This window comes from Streptomyces eurocidicus, assembly GCF_002891295.1.
Classification (GTDB): Bacteria; Actinomycetota; Actinomycetes; order Streptomycetales; family Streptomycetaceae; genus Streptomyces; species Streptomyces eurocidicus.
On sequence record NZ_LGUI01000002.1, the window covers coordinates 279,023 to 295,406 of the forward strand.

Sequence of the window (16,384 nt, forward strand, 5' to 3'; positions counted from 1 at the left end):
GACCGGCGGTGGGGCGGCGCGCCGCGCGGGGCGGCGGCCTGGGGCTCAGGCGACCTGGGCCTTACGGGCGACGGGGTGCAGCGCCGCGTACTCCAGCGGTGCCGACGGGTCGATCGACACGTCCAGCGGCGCGGGCTCCGCACCCGCCCGCACCAGCAGGTCGCCGACCGCGGCGATCATCGCGCCGTTGTCCGTGCACAGCCGCAGCGGCGGCACCCGCAGGGTTATGCCGGCCTTGGCGCACCGCTCCTCGGCCAGGGCCCGCACCCGGGAGTTGGCGGCCACGCCGCCGACCACGACGAGCGTGCCCACCCCGTGCTCCTTGCACGCGGCGACCGCCTTGCGGGTGAGGACGTCGGCGATGGCCTCCTGGAGCGAGGCGGCGCCGTCGGCCACCGGCAGCGGCAGCCCCGCGGCCCGGTGCTGCTCGGCCCAGCGCGCGGCGGCCGTCTTCAGACCGGAGAAGGAGAACGCGTAGCGGTCGTCGCGCGGGCCCGTGAGCGGGCGCGGGAACGCCACCGCGCGCGGGTTGCCCTCACGCGCCGCCCGGTCGACGGCGGGGCCGCCGGGGTAGGGCAGCCCGAAGACGCGGGCGACCTTGTCGAAGCACTCGCCCGCGGCGTCGTCGAGGGTGTCGCCGAGGTGGACGATCGGGTCACGCGCCAGGTCCCGGACGAGCAGCAGCGAGGTGTGGCCGCCGGAGACGATCAGCACCATGCAGGGGTTGGGCAGCGGCCCGTGCTCCAGGGTGTCCGCGGCCACGTGACCGGCGAGGTGGTGCACTCCGTAGAGCGGCACCCCCAGGGAGTACGCGAAGCCCTTGGCGGCCGCGACGCCGACCTGGAGCGCGCCGGAGAGGCCGGGGCCGGTCGTGACGGCGACCGCGTCGATGTCGCTCATGGTCAGGCCCGCGTCGGCCAGCGCCGCGTGGACGACCGGCGCCGCCGCGTGCACATGCGCGCGCGCCGCGATCTCCGGCACGACGCCGCCGAAGCGCGCGTGCTCGTCCATGCTGGACGCCACCGAGTGGCCCAGCAGCTTTCCGTCCTGGACCAGACCCGCACCGGTCTCGTCGCAGGACGACTCGATCCCCAGCACCACCGGTGAACGCTTCACGCCGCGCCGCCTCCCGCCTTCTGTCAGTAATTGCACATTGTATGCAACTGATGGGACCCGGTCCCGGCTGCGCCGCCTCCGTCGCCGGTCAGTAGAGTTCCCGTGCTCCCCGACCCCCGCGCACCCCGAGGTACGAGACCCCGTGAGCCATGCCCCCGTGACCGTCGTAGGCATCGGCGCCGACGGCTGGCCCGGCCTCGCGCCCGGTGCCCGGGACGCGCTCCGCGCCGCCGAGGTGCTCGTCGGCGGACCGCGTCAGCTGGACCTGCTCCCGGAGGACTGTACCGGCGAGCGCGTCCCCTGGCCGTCGCCGCTGCGGCCCGCCGTGCCGGGGCTGCTGGCCGCCCACGCCGGGCGGCGCGTCTGTGTGCTCGCCAGCGGCGACCCCATGTTCTTCGGCATCGGCCGCACGCTCGTGGACGTCCTCGGTGGCGCGGGCCTGCTGCGCGTACTGCCGCACCCCTCCTCCGTCTCGTACGCCTGCGCCCGGCTCGGCTGGTCGCTGGAGGACACCGAGGTCGTCAGCCTCGTCGGCCGGCCGCTCGGCGCGCTCGTCGCCGCGCTGCACCCGGGCCGCCGGCTGCTGGTGCTCAGCGCCGGCGCCGGCACCCCCGCCGAGGTGGCCGCGCTGCTGGCCGCTCGCGGCTTCGGGCCGAGCCGGCTGACCCTCCTGGAGCAGCTCGGCGGGGAGCGCGAGCGCCGCGCCGAGGGCCCGGCCGAGGGCTGGCCGCACCCGCCCGGCGACGCGCTGAACGTCCTCGCCGTCGAGTGCCGGGCCGCAGGCGGCACGCCGCGCCTCCCGCTCACCCCCGGTCTCCCGGACGAAGCCTTCGAGCACGACGGACAGTTGACGAAGCGTCACGTACGGGCGGTGACCCTCGCCACGCTCGCCCCGACCCCCGGCGAACTGCTGTGGGACGTGGGCGGCGGCTCCGGCTCCATCGGCATCGAATGGATGCGCGCCCACCGCTCCTGCCGCGCCGTCGCCGTCGAGCGCGACCCCGTACGGGCCGGGCGGATCGCCCGTAACGCCGAGGCGCTCGGCGTGCCCGCCCTGCGCGTCGTCACCGGTCCCGCCCCGGCCGCCCTGGCCGGGCTGCCCACGCCCGACGCCGTCTTCGTGGGCGGCGGGCTCACCGCGCCCGGCCTGCTCGACGCCTGCTGGCAGGCGCTGCCCGCCGGCGGCCGGCTGGTCGCCAACACCGTCACCCTGGAGTCCGAGGCGCTGCTCACCGAGTGGTACCGGCGGCACGGCGGCGAGCTGACCCGCCTGGCGGTGGCGCGCGCCGTCCCCGTGGGAGGCTTCACGGGCTGGCGCCAGGCGATGCCGGTGACGCAGTGGTCAGCGGTCAAGCCCACCGATCCGCACACCGAGGGGAACTCCCAGTCATGACCGTGTACTTCATCGGCGCCGGCCCCGGCGCCGCCGACCTCATCACGGTGCGGGGCGCGCGGACCCTGGCCCGCTGCGGCGTCTGCCTCTACGCGGGCAGCCTCGTCCCCGCGGAGCTCCTCGCCGACTGCCCGCCCGGCGCCCGGCTCGTGGACACCGCCCGGCTGGACTTGGATCAGATCACGGCGGAGTTCGTCCGCGCCCACGAGGCGGGCCAGGACGTGGCCCGGCTGCACTCCGGCGACCCGGCCGTCTTCAGCGCCGTCGCCGAGCAGATGCGGCGCCTCGACGCGGCCGGGATCCCGTACGAGATCGTGCCCGGCGTGCCGTCCTTCGCCGCGGCCGCCGCAGCGCTCGGGCGCGAGCTGACCGTGCCGACCGTCGGCCAGACGGTCATCCTCACGCGCGTCGCCCAGCAGGCCACCCCGATGCCCCCCGGCGAGGATCTCGCGACGCTCGGCCGCAGCGGCGCCCTGCTCGTCCTCCACCTCGCGGCGCGCTACACCGACCGCGTCGTCGCGGAGCTGCTCCCGCACTACGGGCCGGACTGCCCCGCGGCCGTCGTCGCGATGGCCAGCCGCCCCGACGAGATCGTGCTGCGCGGCACGCTGGCCGACATCGCGGGCCGGGTCGCGGAGGCCGGGGTGGTCCGTACGGCGGTCATCCTCGTCGGGCGCGCGCTGGCGGCGGATCAGTTCCCGGACAGCTATCTGTACTCGACCGGACGGGACCGGTGCGACCACTGAGGGAGCGCCGAGCCGAACCGAGGCCGAACTGAGGTTAGCCTATGCTTACCCCCGAATGATCATGTGGCAGCCGGCCGGCCACACCATTTCCCAGGGGGGAACGCATGTCCAAGCACATATCGAAGGTTCTGCGGGGCGCGCTGGTCGCGCTCACCGCGGCGGGCGTCGTCGGGGGTGCGACGGTCGCCCCGGCCGGCGCCGCGACGCAGGGCAAGGGCTCGCACGCCGCGACGCAGGCCGCCCTGGACGGCCTCGTCGCCGCGGGCATGCCGGGCGTCGCCGCCGGCACCTGGACGCCCCAGGGCACCTGGTCCGGCTCGGCCGGCTACGCGGACACCGACACCAAGCGCAAGCGCACCGCCGACGACCACTTCCGCGCGGGCAGCATCACCAAGTCCTTCGTCGCGACGGTGCTGCTGCAGCTGGAGGCGGAGGGGAAGCTGAGCATCGACGACTCCGTCGAGAAGTGGCTCCCCGGCGTGGTCAAGGGCAACGGCTACGACGCCAACAAGATCACGATCCGTCAGCTCCTCAACCACACCAGTGGCGTGCACGACATGGTGTACACGCCCGAGTGGAACGAGCAGATGAACGGCCAGGGCTTCTTCGAGCACCGCTACGACATCAAGACGCCCGAGCAGATCGTCGCCATGGGCGTCAAGTACGGCCCCGACTTCGAGCCCGGCAAGGGCTGGCGCTACTCCAACACCAACTTCGTCCTCGGTGGCATGATCATCGAGAAGGTCACCGGGAAGCCGTACGCCCGCGAGGTGGAGCGCCGCGTCGTCAAGCCGCTCGGCCTGAAGGAGACGACCTTCCCGGGCACCGACCCGAAGCTGCCGGCCCCGCACCCGGTCGGCTACTCCAAGCTCTACGTCCCCGACCCCGGCCCGCAGATCTACGACGCCACCGAGTACCGGCCGTCCTGGTCCGGCGCCACCGGCGAGGTCGTGAGCACCAGCGGCGACCTCAACCGCTTCTACAGCGCCCTGCTCCAGGGCAAGCTGCTGCCCAAGAAGCAGCTCGACAAGATGCTCACCACCGTCGAGACCGGCGAGCACTACACCTACGGCCTCGGCATCATCTCCCGCAAGCTGTCCTGCGGCGTCCAGGTGTACGGCCACGACGGCGTCGTCTGGGGCTCGCTCTCCGGTGCCGCCGGCACCCGGGACGGCAAGCACATGCTGACCTTCAACATCAACGGTGACTGGCTCGACCAGAGCCCGCCTTTCGAGAACATGTTCGAGGGTGAGTTCTGCGGGAGCGCCGCGAAGACCGGCAAGGCGGTGGCGCCTCAGGCAGTGCTTGGCCCGGTAAACCACTAGGTCACAGCCCCGGTGGTTCTGGAGGCTTTCGATCTGCAACCTGTGACCGATACAAGGGACGTGCATCTCTGCGAGCGCCTTCGAGGCCGGGGAGCGGTTCGTGCGGGGCGAGAAGGACGCGGTGATCGCAAAGGATCTGCGGGTTAGTGAGCGTTCGGTGGAGCGCTGGAGGCGCGTCTGGCGGGCGGGGTGGTTTGGATGCCCTGGCGTCGGCGGGGCCTGCGAAGGTGCCGAAGTTGTCCGATGAGAGGTTCGCCGAACTGGAGCGGGAGCTTGCGCGGGGTCCGGCGGTTCACGGCTGGGAGGACCAGCGCTGGACGCTGGCCAGGATCCGGGTGCTGATCCGGCGGAGGTTCGGGCTGGACTGTTCGTCGGCGGCGGTGTGGCGGTTGCTGCACCGGCACGGCTGGTCCTGGCGGTCGCCCGCCCGCCGGGCGCTGGAGCGTGATGAGGACGCGGCGAGGTTATGGAAGAAGGAGGCGTGGCCGCAGGTGGAATGGCTGCGGCGGTGCTCGGGGCCTACGTGGTGTTCGAGGACGAGGCCGGGTTCTCGATGACACCGTCAGTCGCCCGCACATGGGGCCGGCGGGGGCATACGCCGGTGGTGCGGGTCCGAGGCCGTTCCTGGCGCCGCTTCTCGATAGCGGCCCTGTGCTGCTACAAGCCCGGCGGGACACCGCGGCTGATCTCCGGCCCTATCGTCACCGCAAGCACCCCGGATCCGGGCGCAAGAGCTTCGCCTGGAGCGACTACCGAGACCTGGTCGTGCGCGCCCACCTGCAGCTCGGCGCCCCGATCGTCTTAATCTGGGATAATCTCAACACACACCGGGCCGCCGGAATGCGCCAGTACGCCGCTGACCATGACTGACTCACCATCGTGCAACTCCCTTCCTACGCACCGGACCTGAACCCGGTGGAAGGCATGTGGTCGCTGCTACGACGCGGTCCGCTGGCCAACGTCGCCTTCACCGATCACGAACACCTCGAACGCGTCCTACGCCGCGGACTGCGTCGCGTCCAGCGCCATCCCGAACTCATCGACGGCTGCCTCGCAGGCACCGGCCTCAGCCTCACTCACCACCCGACAACACCCCGAAGAGGTCAGTAACCGGGGCCGCCCGCAAGGCCGAGGCTGAGCGTCTGGCGCCCCTGTACCTGGGCGGGGCGAAGATTCGGGAGATCGCCGCAGCCACGGGCCGTTCTTACGGCGGTACGCGGCTACTGCTCCTGCTCGCGGGCGTGCAGCTGAGGCAGCGGGGAGGCGAGCCTCGGCCGGAGCCGAAGCTGGAGGACGGTACCCGGTGATACCGCGACCGGGCGGGGTGCAGACGGCGCTGGAGCCGAACGCAATCGGAATCGGCCTGCTGCTCCAGCACGGCGTGAAGATCCGACCTGAGGCCGGCGGCCACTTCCGGGGCGCGGCACGCCGCGCGGTGGCCGTGCACACTGCGACGCAACGCGAGGCGGACCTCACCATCGCGGCCATCGCCGCTGAGACGGGCCTGTCGCGGTATCTGGTCCGGGCCCTGCTGATCGAGCAGGGCGTCATCAAGCGGCCGCAGCACAGGAGCGCGCGGTGATAGCCCCGCGCGGCTCAGACGGGCCGGTCCGTACGGGCTGTCCCCACCCCAGGCAGGGCGCCGACTCAGGACTCCGGGCCACCTGCGGCTGGCACGCGCGTCTCGCCAAGGGCCGCGCAGGCGCGTTCGTAGAAGTCGAACGGCACGATGACGGCCGCTTCCTTGCCGCGGTTGATGAGCACCGTCGTCTCGCCGGCGTAGCGCGCTCGGGAGATGACTTCGCCGAGGACGTTGCGGGCTTCAGCGATCTTGGCGCGGTGCTCGATGCGGTCGGACATGGGAGCAGGTTAGCGGATTCGCCGCGAAACCCAACAGCGCTAATTCGCTTTCTTAGCTATGATAGCTACGAGCTGAGCGAGGGGCGTGCCCCTCCTCAAGCACTCGCCTGCACCTGTCCGACCAGCACCATCGGCGAGAAGAGAGCACGTGAGCAACGAGGCAGTGAAGTGGGCCATGGACGACGCGCCCATGCTGCGCACCGACAAGGGCAAGCCGGACACTACGGCGCGCCACGTCCTTCAGGCGCTCGCCGAGCACGCCCACAAGGACGGCTCGAACGCTCACCCCTCGCTGCTCCGGATCCAGTACCGCACCGGCTACGACCGCAGGACCGTGCAGCGGGCGCAGAGGCGGCTGGAAGACGCTGGGCTGATCTCGGCGAACGGGGCTGTCCGCGGCTGTACCCGCTGGAAGCTGCACCTGGAGAAGCGCCGTCCGACTCCGACTGGACTGCACTGGAGTCCGAGGAGGAGGCCGAGCGGACGGCGGCAGCTGAGCGGAAGCGGAAGTCGCGCGCCAGGCGCGTCACGCACTCCAACGACGTGACGGTCACGCACTCAGAGTCCGTGACCGATTCCGATGTCACGCACTCTGCGTCCGGACGTCACGCACTCAACGCCGCCCGAACCATCAATGAACCACCAGCGGAACCACCAGGAACAAAAGACTCTTCCGCATCTGCCGATGCGGGAGATAGCACACCTGCTCCCGCTGAGCCCCCGGTAGACGAGCCGCACGACCTCAACGCTTTCGGCGCCTTCTGGCTCGTCTACCCCAAGAAGCGCGACAAGCAAGAAGCACTCAAGGCATGGCTGACCGCCACCAAGACCGGCGTCGACCCGCAGAAGATCACCGACGCCGCCAACGCCTACGCCCGCGAGCGAGCCGGCCAGGACCCGAAGTACACGAAGTTCCCCCGCGAACTGGCTCGCGAAGGGCTGCTACGACGACGAGCCCGACCCTCCCGCCTCCCGGCCGCCTTTCCGAGCAGTTCCCGGCAACGGCGGCTACCAGCCCTTCCAGTGCCCACCCGCGTCCGCCTACGAGAGCGACCAGGGGTTCTGATGCACGACCCGCAGCCCATCGGCGGAGCCCGACTCCTCGACCGCTTCCGCTCGATTCCTCACCGTCCGCGGCCTCACCGCCATCGAGCCCGGCCCCACCGACACCACCTTCACCCCCGACGACCCCGGCCACCCCGACTACCACCACCGCCAGCGAGCCACCGTCGCCCTCGCCCGCTGGGAATCCGCAACCCCCTGCCGCTACCGGCAGGCCACCGCCACCCACCCCGGCGTCACCGCCTGGGCCCAGCGGGCCGCCGCCGACAGCCGCGACGCCGGGTTCCTCGTCCTCACCGGCACCATCGGAACCGGCAAGACCCACCAGGCGTACGGCGCCCTCCGCACCATCGCCGAAGCCGGGCCGCCACGCTTCGAGTTCATCGCCACCACCGCCCCCGACATGTACGGCCGGCTCCGCCCCGGCGGCTCCGACAAGGGCACCGAGTACGAGCTGCGCCGCCTCGCCACGGTCCCGCTGCTGCTCCTCGACAACCTTGGCACCGAAAAGCTCTCCGAGTGGACGGAGGAGGCCACGTACCGGCTGATCAACGAGTGCTACAACCAGTGCCTCCCGCTGATCGTCACCACCAACCTGCCCGTCCGGGCCCCCCTCGACGACCACGGTCGGCCCACAGGCCCGGACCTCGTCGGGCGCCTCGGCGAACGACTTGCCTCCCGCCTCGCCGAAGCCGCCACCGCCCTCATCCTCAACGGCCCCGACCGCCGCCGACACCTGAGGAGCGCCTCGTGAACCCCGACGACCCCCGCATGGACAACGTCGAATGCGACCTCGCCCAAACCAGCTACGCGCACGGCCAGAACGGCCTCCAGATCGCCGAGCAGATCATCACCACCCGCATCTGGGCCCTCCTGCACGTCCGCGCCGGCCGTGCCCAGGACCCCGACGCCTTCCCGGCCTACGGCCCCGATGCCTCCGAAGCATGTGCCGCCCGTCGCATCGTCGCCTGCCTCATCGACGCCGGGTGGCGACCACCCGACACCGAATGCCTGAACCTCCCCACCGGCGACTGACACCTCCCCGTCCCCAGCCACGACGCCCGCATCACCGCCTGGAACAACCAAACACCCACCCCGCAGGAGCCACCCGCGTGATCCACATCCTCCTCATCACCACCGGCCTCGCTCTCACCGTCTCAGCGCTCGCAGCCGAAACCCTCCTCCGACCCTGGCGCCACACCGACGCCCTCTGCGGCATCGGCAACGCCCTCGTCAGCATCGCCAACATCCCCGACGACCCGTTCCTCGCCACCCTCTGCGGCGCCGTCGCCGCACTCTGCGCCCACCGCTGGTGGAACAACGGCGGCGGCAACGGCACCCGCCGCCGGCTCCCAACCTCCGCACCCGCTTCACCGGCACCCGCCGCACCGCACCCGCGCAGCCATGACAAAATGCACCTGGCGCCCTAACGGCCCCGGCAGCTTCCAAGCCCCACCCGACGTACACGCCGTCCATGACCGGAACGGCCACCTCTGGAAGCGCAGACGCGCCCGTTGACCGTCACCGGCAGCCACTTCATCCGCTGGCGCGTTCTCGTCGCCGAGCACGGCCCCCTCGCCGAAGCACCCACCGAAGGACCTCAACCGTGACCGGCCGCATCCACCGCGACCACCTCACCGACCACGACCTCAACCAGCTCTACAACCGCCTCGAAACCGCCGAGGCCGCCCTCGCCCGCATCGAGACCGCCTGCGCCGAACTGCACCGCCGGTCCGCCCGCCGGTTTGACGACACGTCCAACGGCATCGCAGACGTCCGCCGCCGCATCCTCTCCGAGCTCAACACCTCGGCCGCGCTATGACGACCGCAGACCTGCCCGGCCTCGCCATCCTCACCGCCCGGCTCTGGTCCGCCGCCCTCATCGGCCTCTGGGCCCTCACCCGCCGCACCACACGAGCCCTTCGTCGCCGCCCGTAATCCGCCCAACCGTTGGCAACACCAACGACCCCAACCAGGAGCACACCGTGACCCCGCACGGCGCCGACACCGTCATAACCGCCCTCGCACCGGCATCCTCGCCGCCGCCACCCTCCGCGCCGTCCAGGCCGACGAGTACGGAGAGACGCTGTCCTTCGGCGCCCTCGCCCTGCTGCTGGCCTACGTCACCCGCCACGAGCTCCAGGCCGACGCCGACCACCGCGCCGTCCAGGGGCGGCGGTGCACGCACACGCGCCCGGCGTCCGATTTCGTTGCCGTCAGCGTCCCCGAGCCAGCCGACCGGCCCCCGGCCGCGGCGACGGCCGTCGGCGAGGGCGAGGTGAAGCAGCCGGTCTTCGTGTGGTGCTGCGAGACCTGGTGGCTCACCAACGGCGGCGCCCACGAGGACGACTGCCGCGCCGGCCGGAGCCAGCCGTGACCATCTGCCGCGACCGGACCGGCGAGGGCCGCCGGATCCTCCTCCTGATCGCCCGCGGCCGGACGAACCGAGAGATCGCCGAGACGCTCGGGGTGAGCGAGTGGGCCGTGAAGTGGCGTCTGCGCGAGCTCTGCCGGGTCCTCGGGGCCCGGGACCGGGCCCACGCCGTGGCCCAGGGGATCCGCTCCGGGCTGATCAGTGTCCGTGACATGCACCTCCAGGATGACCGCTGATGGCCCGTCTGTGCGCCCTATGCGGGCGCGTGCTGAACGATCCGGTGTCGCAGGTTGGGGTTGGCCCGGCGTGCCTCAGGCGCTCCAGCGGCCGCACAGAGCGTCAGGGGCCGCCGGGGCTCCGGATCGTCACACCCGCCCCGGAAATCCCCGGCCAGAGCGACCTCCCCCTCCCGCCCCTCCAGCCGACGGAGAAGACGTGTGATGACCAACACCCGGGACGTTGTCGCCACCGTTGCGGCGGCGGTCGGCCAGCTCGCCCTGGTGCTGCACGTCGTCTTGTCCTGGCTCACCAGCCGAAGCGCGACCACAGCGGTCCGTACCGGGGACCGGCCGTGAAAGGCCCCACCCGTGAGCAGCTCCTCGCCGTCGTCGAACAGGCCGAGACTCAAGGCCGGCTGACCGCGGCGGAAGCGGCGCTGCTCCGGGTGGGGATCGCGATCCTCGACGCCTCCCGTACCCAGGTCAGCGGGCTCCGGACCGCCCTCCACACGGCCCGCCGCGAGCGGGACGCGGCCCGCGCCGAGCTGGATCGACACCGGGTCACCGGGGCGGAGTCGGCCCGAGGAAGCCCCGAAGGCTCAAGTCCTCCTACCCCTGGGGTGAAAGTGGGGTCGGGGCGTGAAAGCGGCTGTTCCAGAACGCTTGCGTTCGCTGCGGGGTGGTGCAGACGCATTCTTCAAAACCTCGAAACTTTTCCTTGCCTCATGCACGGGTCATTCGACTAGGATGATCTCCGTGTTGGGCGGACATCGGCCTGTTTCGCCATCACATCCGCCACTCAATTCCTCACCGAGACAACAGTGTTGCCTGCGGAGGGGGGTTGAGTCGTCACGCCTTCGTGCCGGCCTTTTGGGACATCGAAACGGCCTGCGCTAAGCGTCGCTGACCCCTGTCCAGAACCACACCCCCCTTCGAACATGCCTCGGGACTCACCGCTGGCGAAGAAGGGCTGCTCTCTTGAGCCACAGACCTGGGTGGTTAAACCCTGGATCACGAAGATCCGCAATCCTCACCCCCGTCATCACGGCCGTCACCGCTCTTGCCGTCCTCAGCGGCCTGGTCATCCAGCCGGACCTGCTGGATCTCGGACGAGGTGCCAGGCCGACAAGCGACGGGTACGACTGGTTTGAGGACACTGCCGCCGAGCAGGCGCGGCAGGATCAGTGCCTAATGTCCGATGTGCTGCGACTGGGTGGGCCTTCTATGGCCCGGATTGCTCAAGACGGTCTCAATCAGCCTTCGGACAAGCTCCATGGTCTGGCCAACCGCGAGTACTGGGAGAGCACTCCGCTCACCGAGGCGTACAAGAAGGACCGGGATGCGGCCAGCAAGCAGTGGGATGCCATCTATGACCTCCGGGATGGATGGAAGAAGCCCCTTGACGGGTTGACGATTCCGGCTGGTTTCTCCGAGTCCGGTTTCCACTGGCCGCCCGGCTCCAACGACGGTAAGGAAGACTTCTACGCCCAGACCGGCCTGACCAAGTGGATCGCCGACCGGTTCTGGAAGCAGAACGGCGACTTCTACGCTGATCCCACTCCACAGGCCGATGAGAAGACGCTCAAGGCCGTTGACGACCTGGGCACCCCGCGCTACGGGAAGGATCCCGACGCCGGGGGGATGTCGAGGGACGAGTGGAACCGCGCGCTTGCCGAGCGGGCCGGGTTCACGTACATGCACGGGGGCCCGGGGGAGAACGCGGGCGCTGACAACGCCCGAATATTTCTTGCCTCCGGAGGGTTTCCCCGCACAGCACCGCAACCGGGCACGACGGAATACCGTATCGCGGTCGAGGACATGAAGTCCCGATTCTCCTCGTGCGCGTGGCGCGATCCGATCGACCCGGACAAGGTCCTGGGAGACATATCCTCGGCTGCCGCCGCGGAGTGGCAGCAGGAGACCGTCTCACAGGCCGCGCCACGCAATCAGATCCTGAACGCAAACTCGGACGCTGCCGAGGCCCTGACCACCGGAGCCAAGGCCCTGGGGGAGATGTTGGGCCATTCGTGGGTAGCCGATCACCTCGCCCGCTGGCAGAGCTACTGGTCCCCCGGCGGTGCTGGCTGGATCGGTGACGCACCGGCCGTGATAGAGGTCCACGCCGCGCAGGGCAGGTGCCTCGACGTCGAGGGCGGGAAAACGGACAACAGCACCCCCGTCCAGCTATGGACGTGCAACGGGTCGACAGCGCAGAAGTGGCAGGTCTACGGCGATGATCGGGGCCTCCATCTGCAGAACGTCAACTCGCAGAAGTGTTTAGATGTGTCGGGTGGGAAGGCCGACAACGGCACGAGGATCCAGATCTGGAGTTGCAACAGTTCTCCGGCGCAGACGTGGGAGTTCAACCTACGGGCCACCACGAGCTTGAAGAGCGTCGGCACGGGCAAGTGCCTGGACCTGCACACGTTCGGCAGCGGCAATGACGCCTGGTTGTGGGGATGCAACGGCACGGGCGCGCAGCAGTTCGACGTCAAGCCGACCGGCCACACCGGCGTTGTTCCGCCGCAGGCCCAGTTCAACCAGGCCAAGACCGGCATCGCGGACGCCCAGGCGGGTGCGAAGAAACAGCTCGGCACCCTCAAAGCCCAGCTGGCCATCGCGAAAAAGGCCGCCACCGCCTCGGACGCCGCCCAGCAGGCCGCCTACACCATCGCCGACGCGAGCGGCGCACCCCGGGGCCGTGGTCTGCTGGTCGGCCAGCAGAAGGCACAGGTCACCAAAGGCGTGACTGCCGCGCTGGAGGCGATGGTGAAGGCCGGCGAGACCGCCGAGGCCGCCACCCGCGCATCCGGCGGCGACAGCCAGACCATCGCGGAGCGCGCACTCGCGCAAGCTGCGCAGGCGAAGGCGGAATTCCGGAAGGAAGCCGCGCACACCGCCGAGTTGCAGGCCAAGGCGGCAGCCGGCGCGGCTAAGGCGCACCGGGACAAGGCGAAGGAGGACAAGGAAACCGCCGAGGCGAAGCTCGCCGAGGCGGTAAAGGCGGAGGCTGACGCGAAGAAGGCCGCAGCCGATGCACATGCGAAGCGGCTCGCCGCGGAAGCGGAAGAGAAAACGGCGAAGGCGGAAAAGGAGACTGCCGCTGCCAAGCAGGCCGAGGCAGCCGAGCACAAAAGGAACGCCGAAGCCTACGCGTCGACGGCCAAGGAGGCCGACAAGGAGGCCAACAAGGCCGCCGCCACTGCGGAAGAGAAGCGAGGGGCGGCAGAGAAGGCCCGCGACAGCGCCAGGGCCAAAAGGGATGATGCGTGGGACGCCGAGCAGCAAGCGAACGCGGCACGTGCGAAGGCCGACGCGAAGGATGCGTACGCCGACGCGCACGAATCCGGCGACAACGCCAAGGAGGCGCGCGCCGCAGCTGATCAGGCCGACAAGGCTGCTGGTGAGGCGGAGTCAGCAGCGCGGTCAGCTGAAGGCGAGGCAGACGCCGCGACCCAGGCAGCGTCGGGCGCGGACGCCGCGGCAACCCGTGCCGAGGCCGCAGCCAAGCGTGCCCGTTCTGACGCGGATGGCGCTCAGGCTGCGAAGCTGAAGGCTGACGCTGCGGTGAAGACTGCGACCAGCGCTGCGGCGGACGCTATCCAGGCATCGCACCATGCTGCCTCGGAGGCTAAATCGGCGGTTGAACAGGCCGACGCCGCAGAGCAGGAGGCGAAGAACGCCAAGTCCCAGGCAGACGAGGCGAGCAAGGAGGCCGGCAAGGCCCTCGCGGCGTCAGCAAAGGCCGCAGGCTACGCCTATGTCACCGCCCAGGCCGCCGTGGACGCAGGCAACGCCGCCTCGCAGGTCGCCAAACCGGCGAATGACGCGATCCAGCTCGGCTCCCCCTACGTCACCTCGGACTCGGCGGCAGGTTTGGTGGTGCTGACGGGGCAGGCGTCGAAGACGATCGCTGAGCAGCAACGGGCCGTCGCCGATGCCCACGCCAAGAACGCTCAGGAGGAGGCCGCGCTCGCCAAGAGCCTGGCCGAAGCCGCACAGGGAGACGCGAAGGACGCATACCAGCATGCGGCCAACGCCGCCTCGCATGCGGCGGATGCCCGCACGTACGCGAAGGAAGCCCTCGGCTACGCAGCCGAAGCGGCCAAGGCTGCCTCACAGGCAGCAGCGTCTTTGGCCCGCACGGTGGAGTACGACGGCCAGGCCGCTGAGGACGCCGCCGCCGCCGACAAGGCGGCCGGGGGTGCCGAAGGCTACGCCAAACAGGCCCGTGACGCCGCTGACCAGGCCGCCCTGGATGCTCAGGCAGCCCGCGACGCCGCTGCCGATGCCAGGGCGGCGGCGAAGGACGCGCGCCAGGCTGCCGAACGTGCCGACGCTGACGCCACTGCGGCGGAGACAGCGGCGAAGGATGCGCAGAAGGCGGCCGATGACGCCCAGAAGGCGGCCGAGGAAGCCGCGCGGAAAGAGGCGAACAAGCAGGTCTCGGCAGGGGCCGGAACCGGGATCGAGCACACCTTCTACGTCGTCGACAAGGTCATCCCTGTCGGGGACCCCGAGGCGACCACATGTGTGCTGGGCATGGGCAACTCAGGCTGCGACGTGACGTTCACCCTTCACTTCGACGCCAAGGTCAGCTTCTACCTGTGTATCAACCCCGATGTCCCCGCCACCGAGGCAGGCTGCCCGAAGCGGGACACAGTCTTCCTCGACACACAGACCTATAAGGATCTCACCAAGTCGATCAACAAGCACTTCTCGAACTGGGACATCGTCAAGGAGGTCGACAAGGCGTTCCTCGCGGGTATTTGGAAGGTACTTACGCAGGACTTCGTCAACTGCTACCACCAGCTCACGCCTGGCAACGACGGTGGCAACGTCTCCGGATGCGCATGGGCCGCTGTCGCGTTCGTGCCCGGAGAGAAGGTCGTCCAGGCGGTCAAGCTCGCCGGGAAGGTGGAAGAGACGATCAAGACCGGCGTCGGCGCTGAAATGCTCCTCCAAGATCTCAAGAAGATCTTCGGAGAGAAGCCATCGGCGAAGGATTTGGCCAACCCCGACAGCCTGGCGGGCATGGCACTTCGGCTGGCCGAGCGCATGACTGATCGGACCAAGGCTGCGAACAGCGTCGATCTAGACCTGGTGAGGAAGCTCGAAGCGAGTGGGGCCAACTTCAATCGGTCGCAGGTGGTCATGGCGGTCAGGTACCCGAGGCCAGGGGTTCCCGTGGCATGGCTGGAGGTCGGTGACGTGCGAGCCGGTCTCGTCCACATCATCTTCCGGCATGCGGGCGAATTCATGCAGAAGGGCGTAGCTGCGGAGGACATTCCGAAACTCCTCAAGAATGCTCTGGCCGACAACAAGGTCATCGGCCATCAGGGCGCCAACGGAGGACGGACGATCTACGAAACCGTGTTCAATGGGAAAACCCACCAAGTCGCCATCACAGTGGGCGACAACGGATTCATCGTAGGAGCGAACCCTGTATGAGCCACCAGGACGAACCCCGTCATCTCCTCGTGCGCGCACGAGGAGACCGGTCGCCCCTGTACACGTCGGATGCTGGGTTCTACGGGGACCCTGACGGCTTCACCACCGGTGTTCCGATCGATGATCCCGACCTGAGTTTTCCCGGGGGCTTGGCACACGGCCTGGCCACCTGGTCCGCCGCCCGCCCGCCGGGAGGATTCACCTCCCGGCCTGAGCTGCGCAAGCACGTCGAGAAGGGTCTGGAACTCGCCCAGGCGCTGGCGAAGCACCTGGGACCCGTGTGGGTCGTGCGCTACTGGGACGAAAAGCACGGCACGATGAAGTTCGTGTGCTGGGGATGCCAACGCCTGCACTGGACCCTCGACGCACACGGCAGCCCCCCGCATCCCGTCCACATCATCGTCGAGGGCGAGTACAAGTGGGGCCCGCTCCGTGCGGAGGGATTCGGCGATTTCGCGCCGGACGATCCGGCTGCCGCACTCGGGCTCTCCGACGACCTGATCGACGACTTGTACAAGTGGTCGGCGGACTTCGACGCCAGCATGAACCTGTACTTGGAGGAACGTGACCCGGAAAGAGACGATGTCCGCCGCCGGGAACTGGACCATCGTGGCGAGAAACTGACCGAACGGATCGCCCGCGAACTAACCCCGGGTAGGACCGTGACGTACGGAGGGCTCGCGTAGCAGTTCCTGTCGAACAAGCCTTCTTTCGCGGGCCCTCTCCACCTCCTATTGGAGGGGGAGAGGGCCCGCATCTTCATCGGTGTGGCTCACCGATTCGGATCCGCGATGCCGCCGCCGGCAATGCAGACCTTGGCGCTGGTACCGGCCCGTCCG

16 protein-coding genes and 1 pseudogene are annotated in these 16,384 nt (G+C 69.9%); 15 read left to right on the forward strand and 2 right to left on the reverse strand.

Annotation, left to right across the window (positions count from 1 at the left end; all coding sequences use genetic code 11):
• Positions 1–45: 45 nt before the first annotated feature.
• The gene (tsaD, locus tag AF335_RS06180) at positions 46–1,101 is read right to left on the reverse strand and encodes a tRNA (adenosine(37)-N6)-threonylcarbamoyltransferase complex transferase subunit TsaD (RefSeq protein ID WP_102917865.1); all 1,056 of its coding nucleotides are present in this window, start codon (positions 1,099–1,101) and stop codon (positions 46–48) included.
• Positions 1,102–1,258: 157 nt separating this feature from the next.
• Here tsaD and cbiE point away from each other — a divergent pair, with 157 nt between their 5' ends.
• The 6 genes and pseudogenes from cbiE to AF335_RS06215 all read left to right on the forward strand — a co-directional run bounded on the left by cbiE (position 1,259) and on the right by AF335_RS06215 (position 6,162).
• A complete protein-coding gene (gene cbiE / locus AF335_RS06185) occupies positions 1,259–2,509 on the forward strand; it encodes a precorrin-6y C5,15-methyltransferase (decarboxylating) subunit CbiE (RefSeq protein WP_102917267.1) in 1,251 nt (416 codons plus the stop codon).
• The gene (gene cobM / locus AF335_RS06190) at positions 2,506–3,255 is read left to right on the forward strand and encodes a precorrin-4 C(11)-methyltransferase (RefSeq protein ID WP_102917268.1); all 750 of its coding nucleotides are present in this window, start codon (positions 2,506–2,508) and stop codon (positions 3,253–3,255) included. Before cbiE ends, cobM begins: the two co-directional genes overlap by 4 nt.
• A 104-nt stretch (positions 3,256–3,359) precedes the next feature.
• A complete protein-coding gene (locus tag AF335_RS06195; RefSeq protein ID WP_102917269.1) occupies positions 3,360–4,580 on the forward strand; it encodes a serine hydrolase domain-containing protein in 1,221 nt (406 codons plus the stop codon).
• A gap of 79 nt (positions 4,581–4,659) precedes the next feature.
• Positions 4,660–5,690: pseudogene (locus AF335_RS36570) on the forward strand (IS630 family transposase); the annotation flags it as partial.
• Between the two features lie 47 nt (positions 5,691–5,737).
• Positions 5,738–5,887: a helix-turn-helix domain-containing protein gene (locus AF335_RS36380; protein ID WP_311775576.1), complete on the forward strand. Its 150-nt coding sequence runs from the start codon at positions 5,738–5,740 to the stop codon at positions 5,885–5,887.
• The gene (locus tag AF335_RS06215) at positions 5,884–6,162 is read left to right on the forward strand and encodes a hypothetical protein (protein WP_146045448.1); all 279 of its coding nucleotides are present in this window, start codon (positions 5,884–5,886) and stop codon (positions 6,160–6,162) included. Before AF335_RS36380 ends, AF335_RS06215 begins: the two co-directional genes overlap by 4 nt.
• 65 nt (positions 6,163–6,227) lie before the next feature.
• Here the strand turns inward: AF335_RS06215 and AF335_RS06220 are convergent, their stop codons facing one another.
• Positions 6,228–6,440: a type II toxin-antitoxin system prevent-host-death family antitoxin gene (locus AF335_RS06220; RefSeq protein WP_102917271.1), complete on the reverse strand. Its 213-nt coding sequence runs from the start codon at positions 6,438–6,440 to the stop codon at positions 6,228–6,230.
• Positions 6,441–6,588: 148 nt separating this feature from the next.
• Here AF335_RS06220 and AF335_RS06225 point away from each other — a divergent pair, with 148 nt between their 5' ends.
• From AF335_RS06225 to AF335_RS06270, 9 genes are all read left to right on the forward strand, one after another.
• Complete coding sequence (locus AF335_RS06225; RefSeq protein WP_146045449.1) at positions 6,589–6,987, forward strand: helix-turn-helix domain-containing protein; 399 nt, start codon at positions 6,589–6,591, stop codon at positions 6,985–6,987.
• An 819-nt stretch (positions 6,988–7,806) separates the two neighbouring features.
• A complete protein-coding gene (locus tag AF335_RS06230) occupies positions 7,807–8,256 on the forward strand; it encodes a P-loop NTPase family protein (RefSeq protein WP_244926971.1) in 450 nt (149 codons plus the stop codon).
• Positions 8,253–8,537, forward strand: a complete 285-nt coding sequence (locus AF335_RS06235) for a hypothetical protein (protein WP_102917274.1) — start codon at positions 8,253–8,255, stop codon at positions 8,535–8,537. The genes AF335_RS06230 and AF335_RS06235 overlap by 4 nt, the downstream gene beginning before the upstream one ends.
• A 77-nt stretch (positions 8,538–8,614) precedes the next feature.
• Positions 8,615–8,932: a hypothetical protein gene (locus AF335_RS06240; protein WP_102917275.1), complete on the forward strand. Its 318-nt coding sequence runs from the start codon at positions 8,615–8,617 to the stop codon at positions 8,930–8,932.
• 176 nt (positions 8,933–9,108) lie between these two features.
• Complete coding sequence (locus tag AF335_RS06245) at positions 9,109–9,324, forward strand: hypothetical protein (RefSeq protein WP_102917276.1); 216 nt, start codon at positions 9,109–9,111, stop codon at positions 9,322–9,324.
• A 551-nt stretch (positions 9,325–9,875) separates the two neighbouring features.
• Positions 9,876–10,112 (forward strand): response regulator transcription factor, encoded by a 237-nt coding sequence (locus tag AF335_RS35415; RefSeq protein WP_170127608.1) that lies wholly within the window; start codon positions 9,876–9,878, stop codon positions 10,110–10,112.
• Between the two features lie 204 nt (positions 10,113–10,316).
• Positions 10,317–10,451, forward strand: coding sequence for a hypothetical protein (locus tag AF335_RS36145; RefSeq protein ID WP_260421952.1), 135 nt, complete (start codon positions 10,317–10,319; stop codon positions 10,449–10,451).
• Between the two features lie 834 nt (positions 10,452–11,285).
• Positions 11,286–15,545 carry an RICIN domain-containing protein gene (locus tag AF335_RS06265; RefSeq protein WP_228772999.1) on the forward strand — a complete coding sequence of 1,420 codons (4,260 nt, stop codon included), beginning with the start codon at positions 11,286–11,288 and terminating at the stop codon, positions 15,543–15,545.
• Complete coding sequence (locus AF335_RS06270; RefSeq protein WP_102917281.1) at positions 15,542–16,231, forward strand: hypothetical protein; 690 nt, start codon at positions 15,542–15,544, stop codon at positions 16,229–16,231. Before AF335_RS06265 ends, AF335_RS06270 begins: the two co-directional genes overlap by 4 nt.
• Positions 16,232–16,384 lie beyond the last annotated feature (153 nt).

Bases quoted from the DNA above. Each gene is read 5' to 3' on its own strand.
- cobM (WP_102917268.1), top strand. From the start codon at position 2,506: ATGACCGTGTACTTCATCGGCGCCGGCCCCGGCGCCGCCGACCTCATC.
- AF335_RS06195 (WP_102917269.1), top strand. From the start codon at position 3,360: ATGTCCAAGCACATATCGAAGGTTCTGCGGGGCGCGCTGGTCGCGCTC.
- AF335_RS06220 (WP_102917271.1), bottom strand. From the start codon at position 6,440: ATGTCCGACCGCATCGAGCACCGCGCCAAGATCGCTGAAGCCCGCAAC.
- AF335_RS36145 (WP_260421952.1), top strand. From the start codon at position 10,317: ATGACCAACACCCGGGACGTTGTCGCCACCGTTGCGGCGGCGGTCGGC.
- AF335_RS06265 (WP_228772999.1), top strand. From the start codon at position 11,286: ATGTCCGATGTGCTGCGACTGGGTGGGCCTTCTATGGCCCGGATTGCT.
- AF335_RS06270 (WP_102917281.1), top strand. From the start codon at position 15,542: ATGAGCCACCAGGACGAACCCCGTCATCTCCTCGTGCGCGCACGAGGA.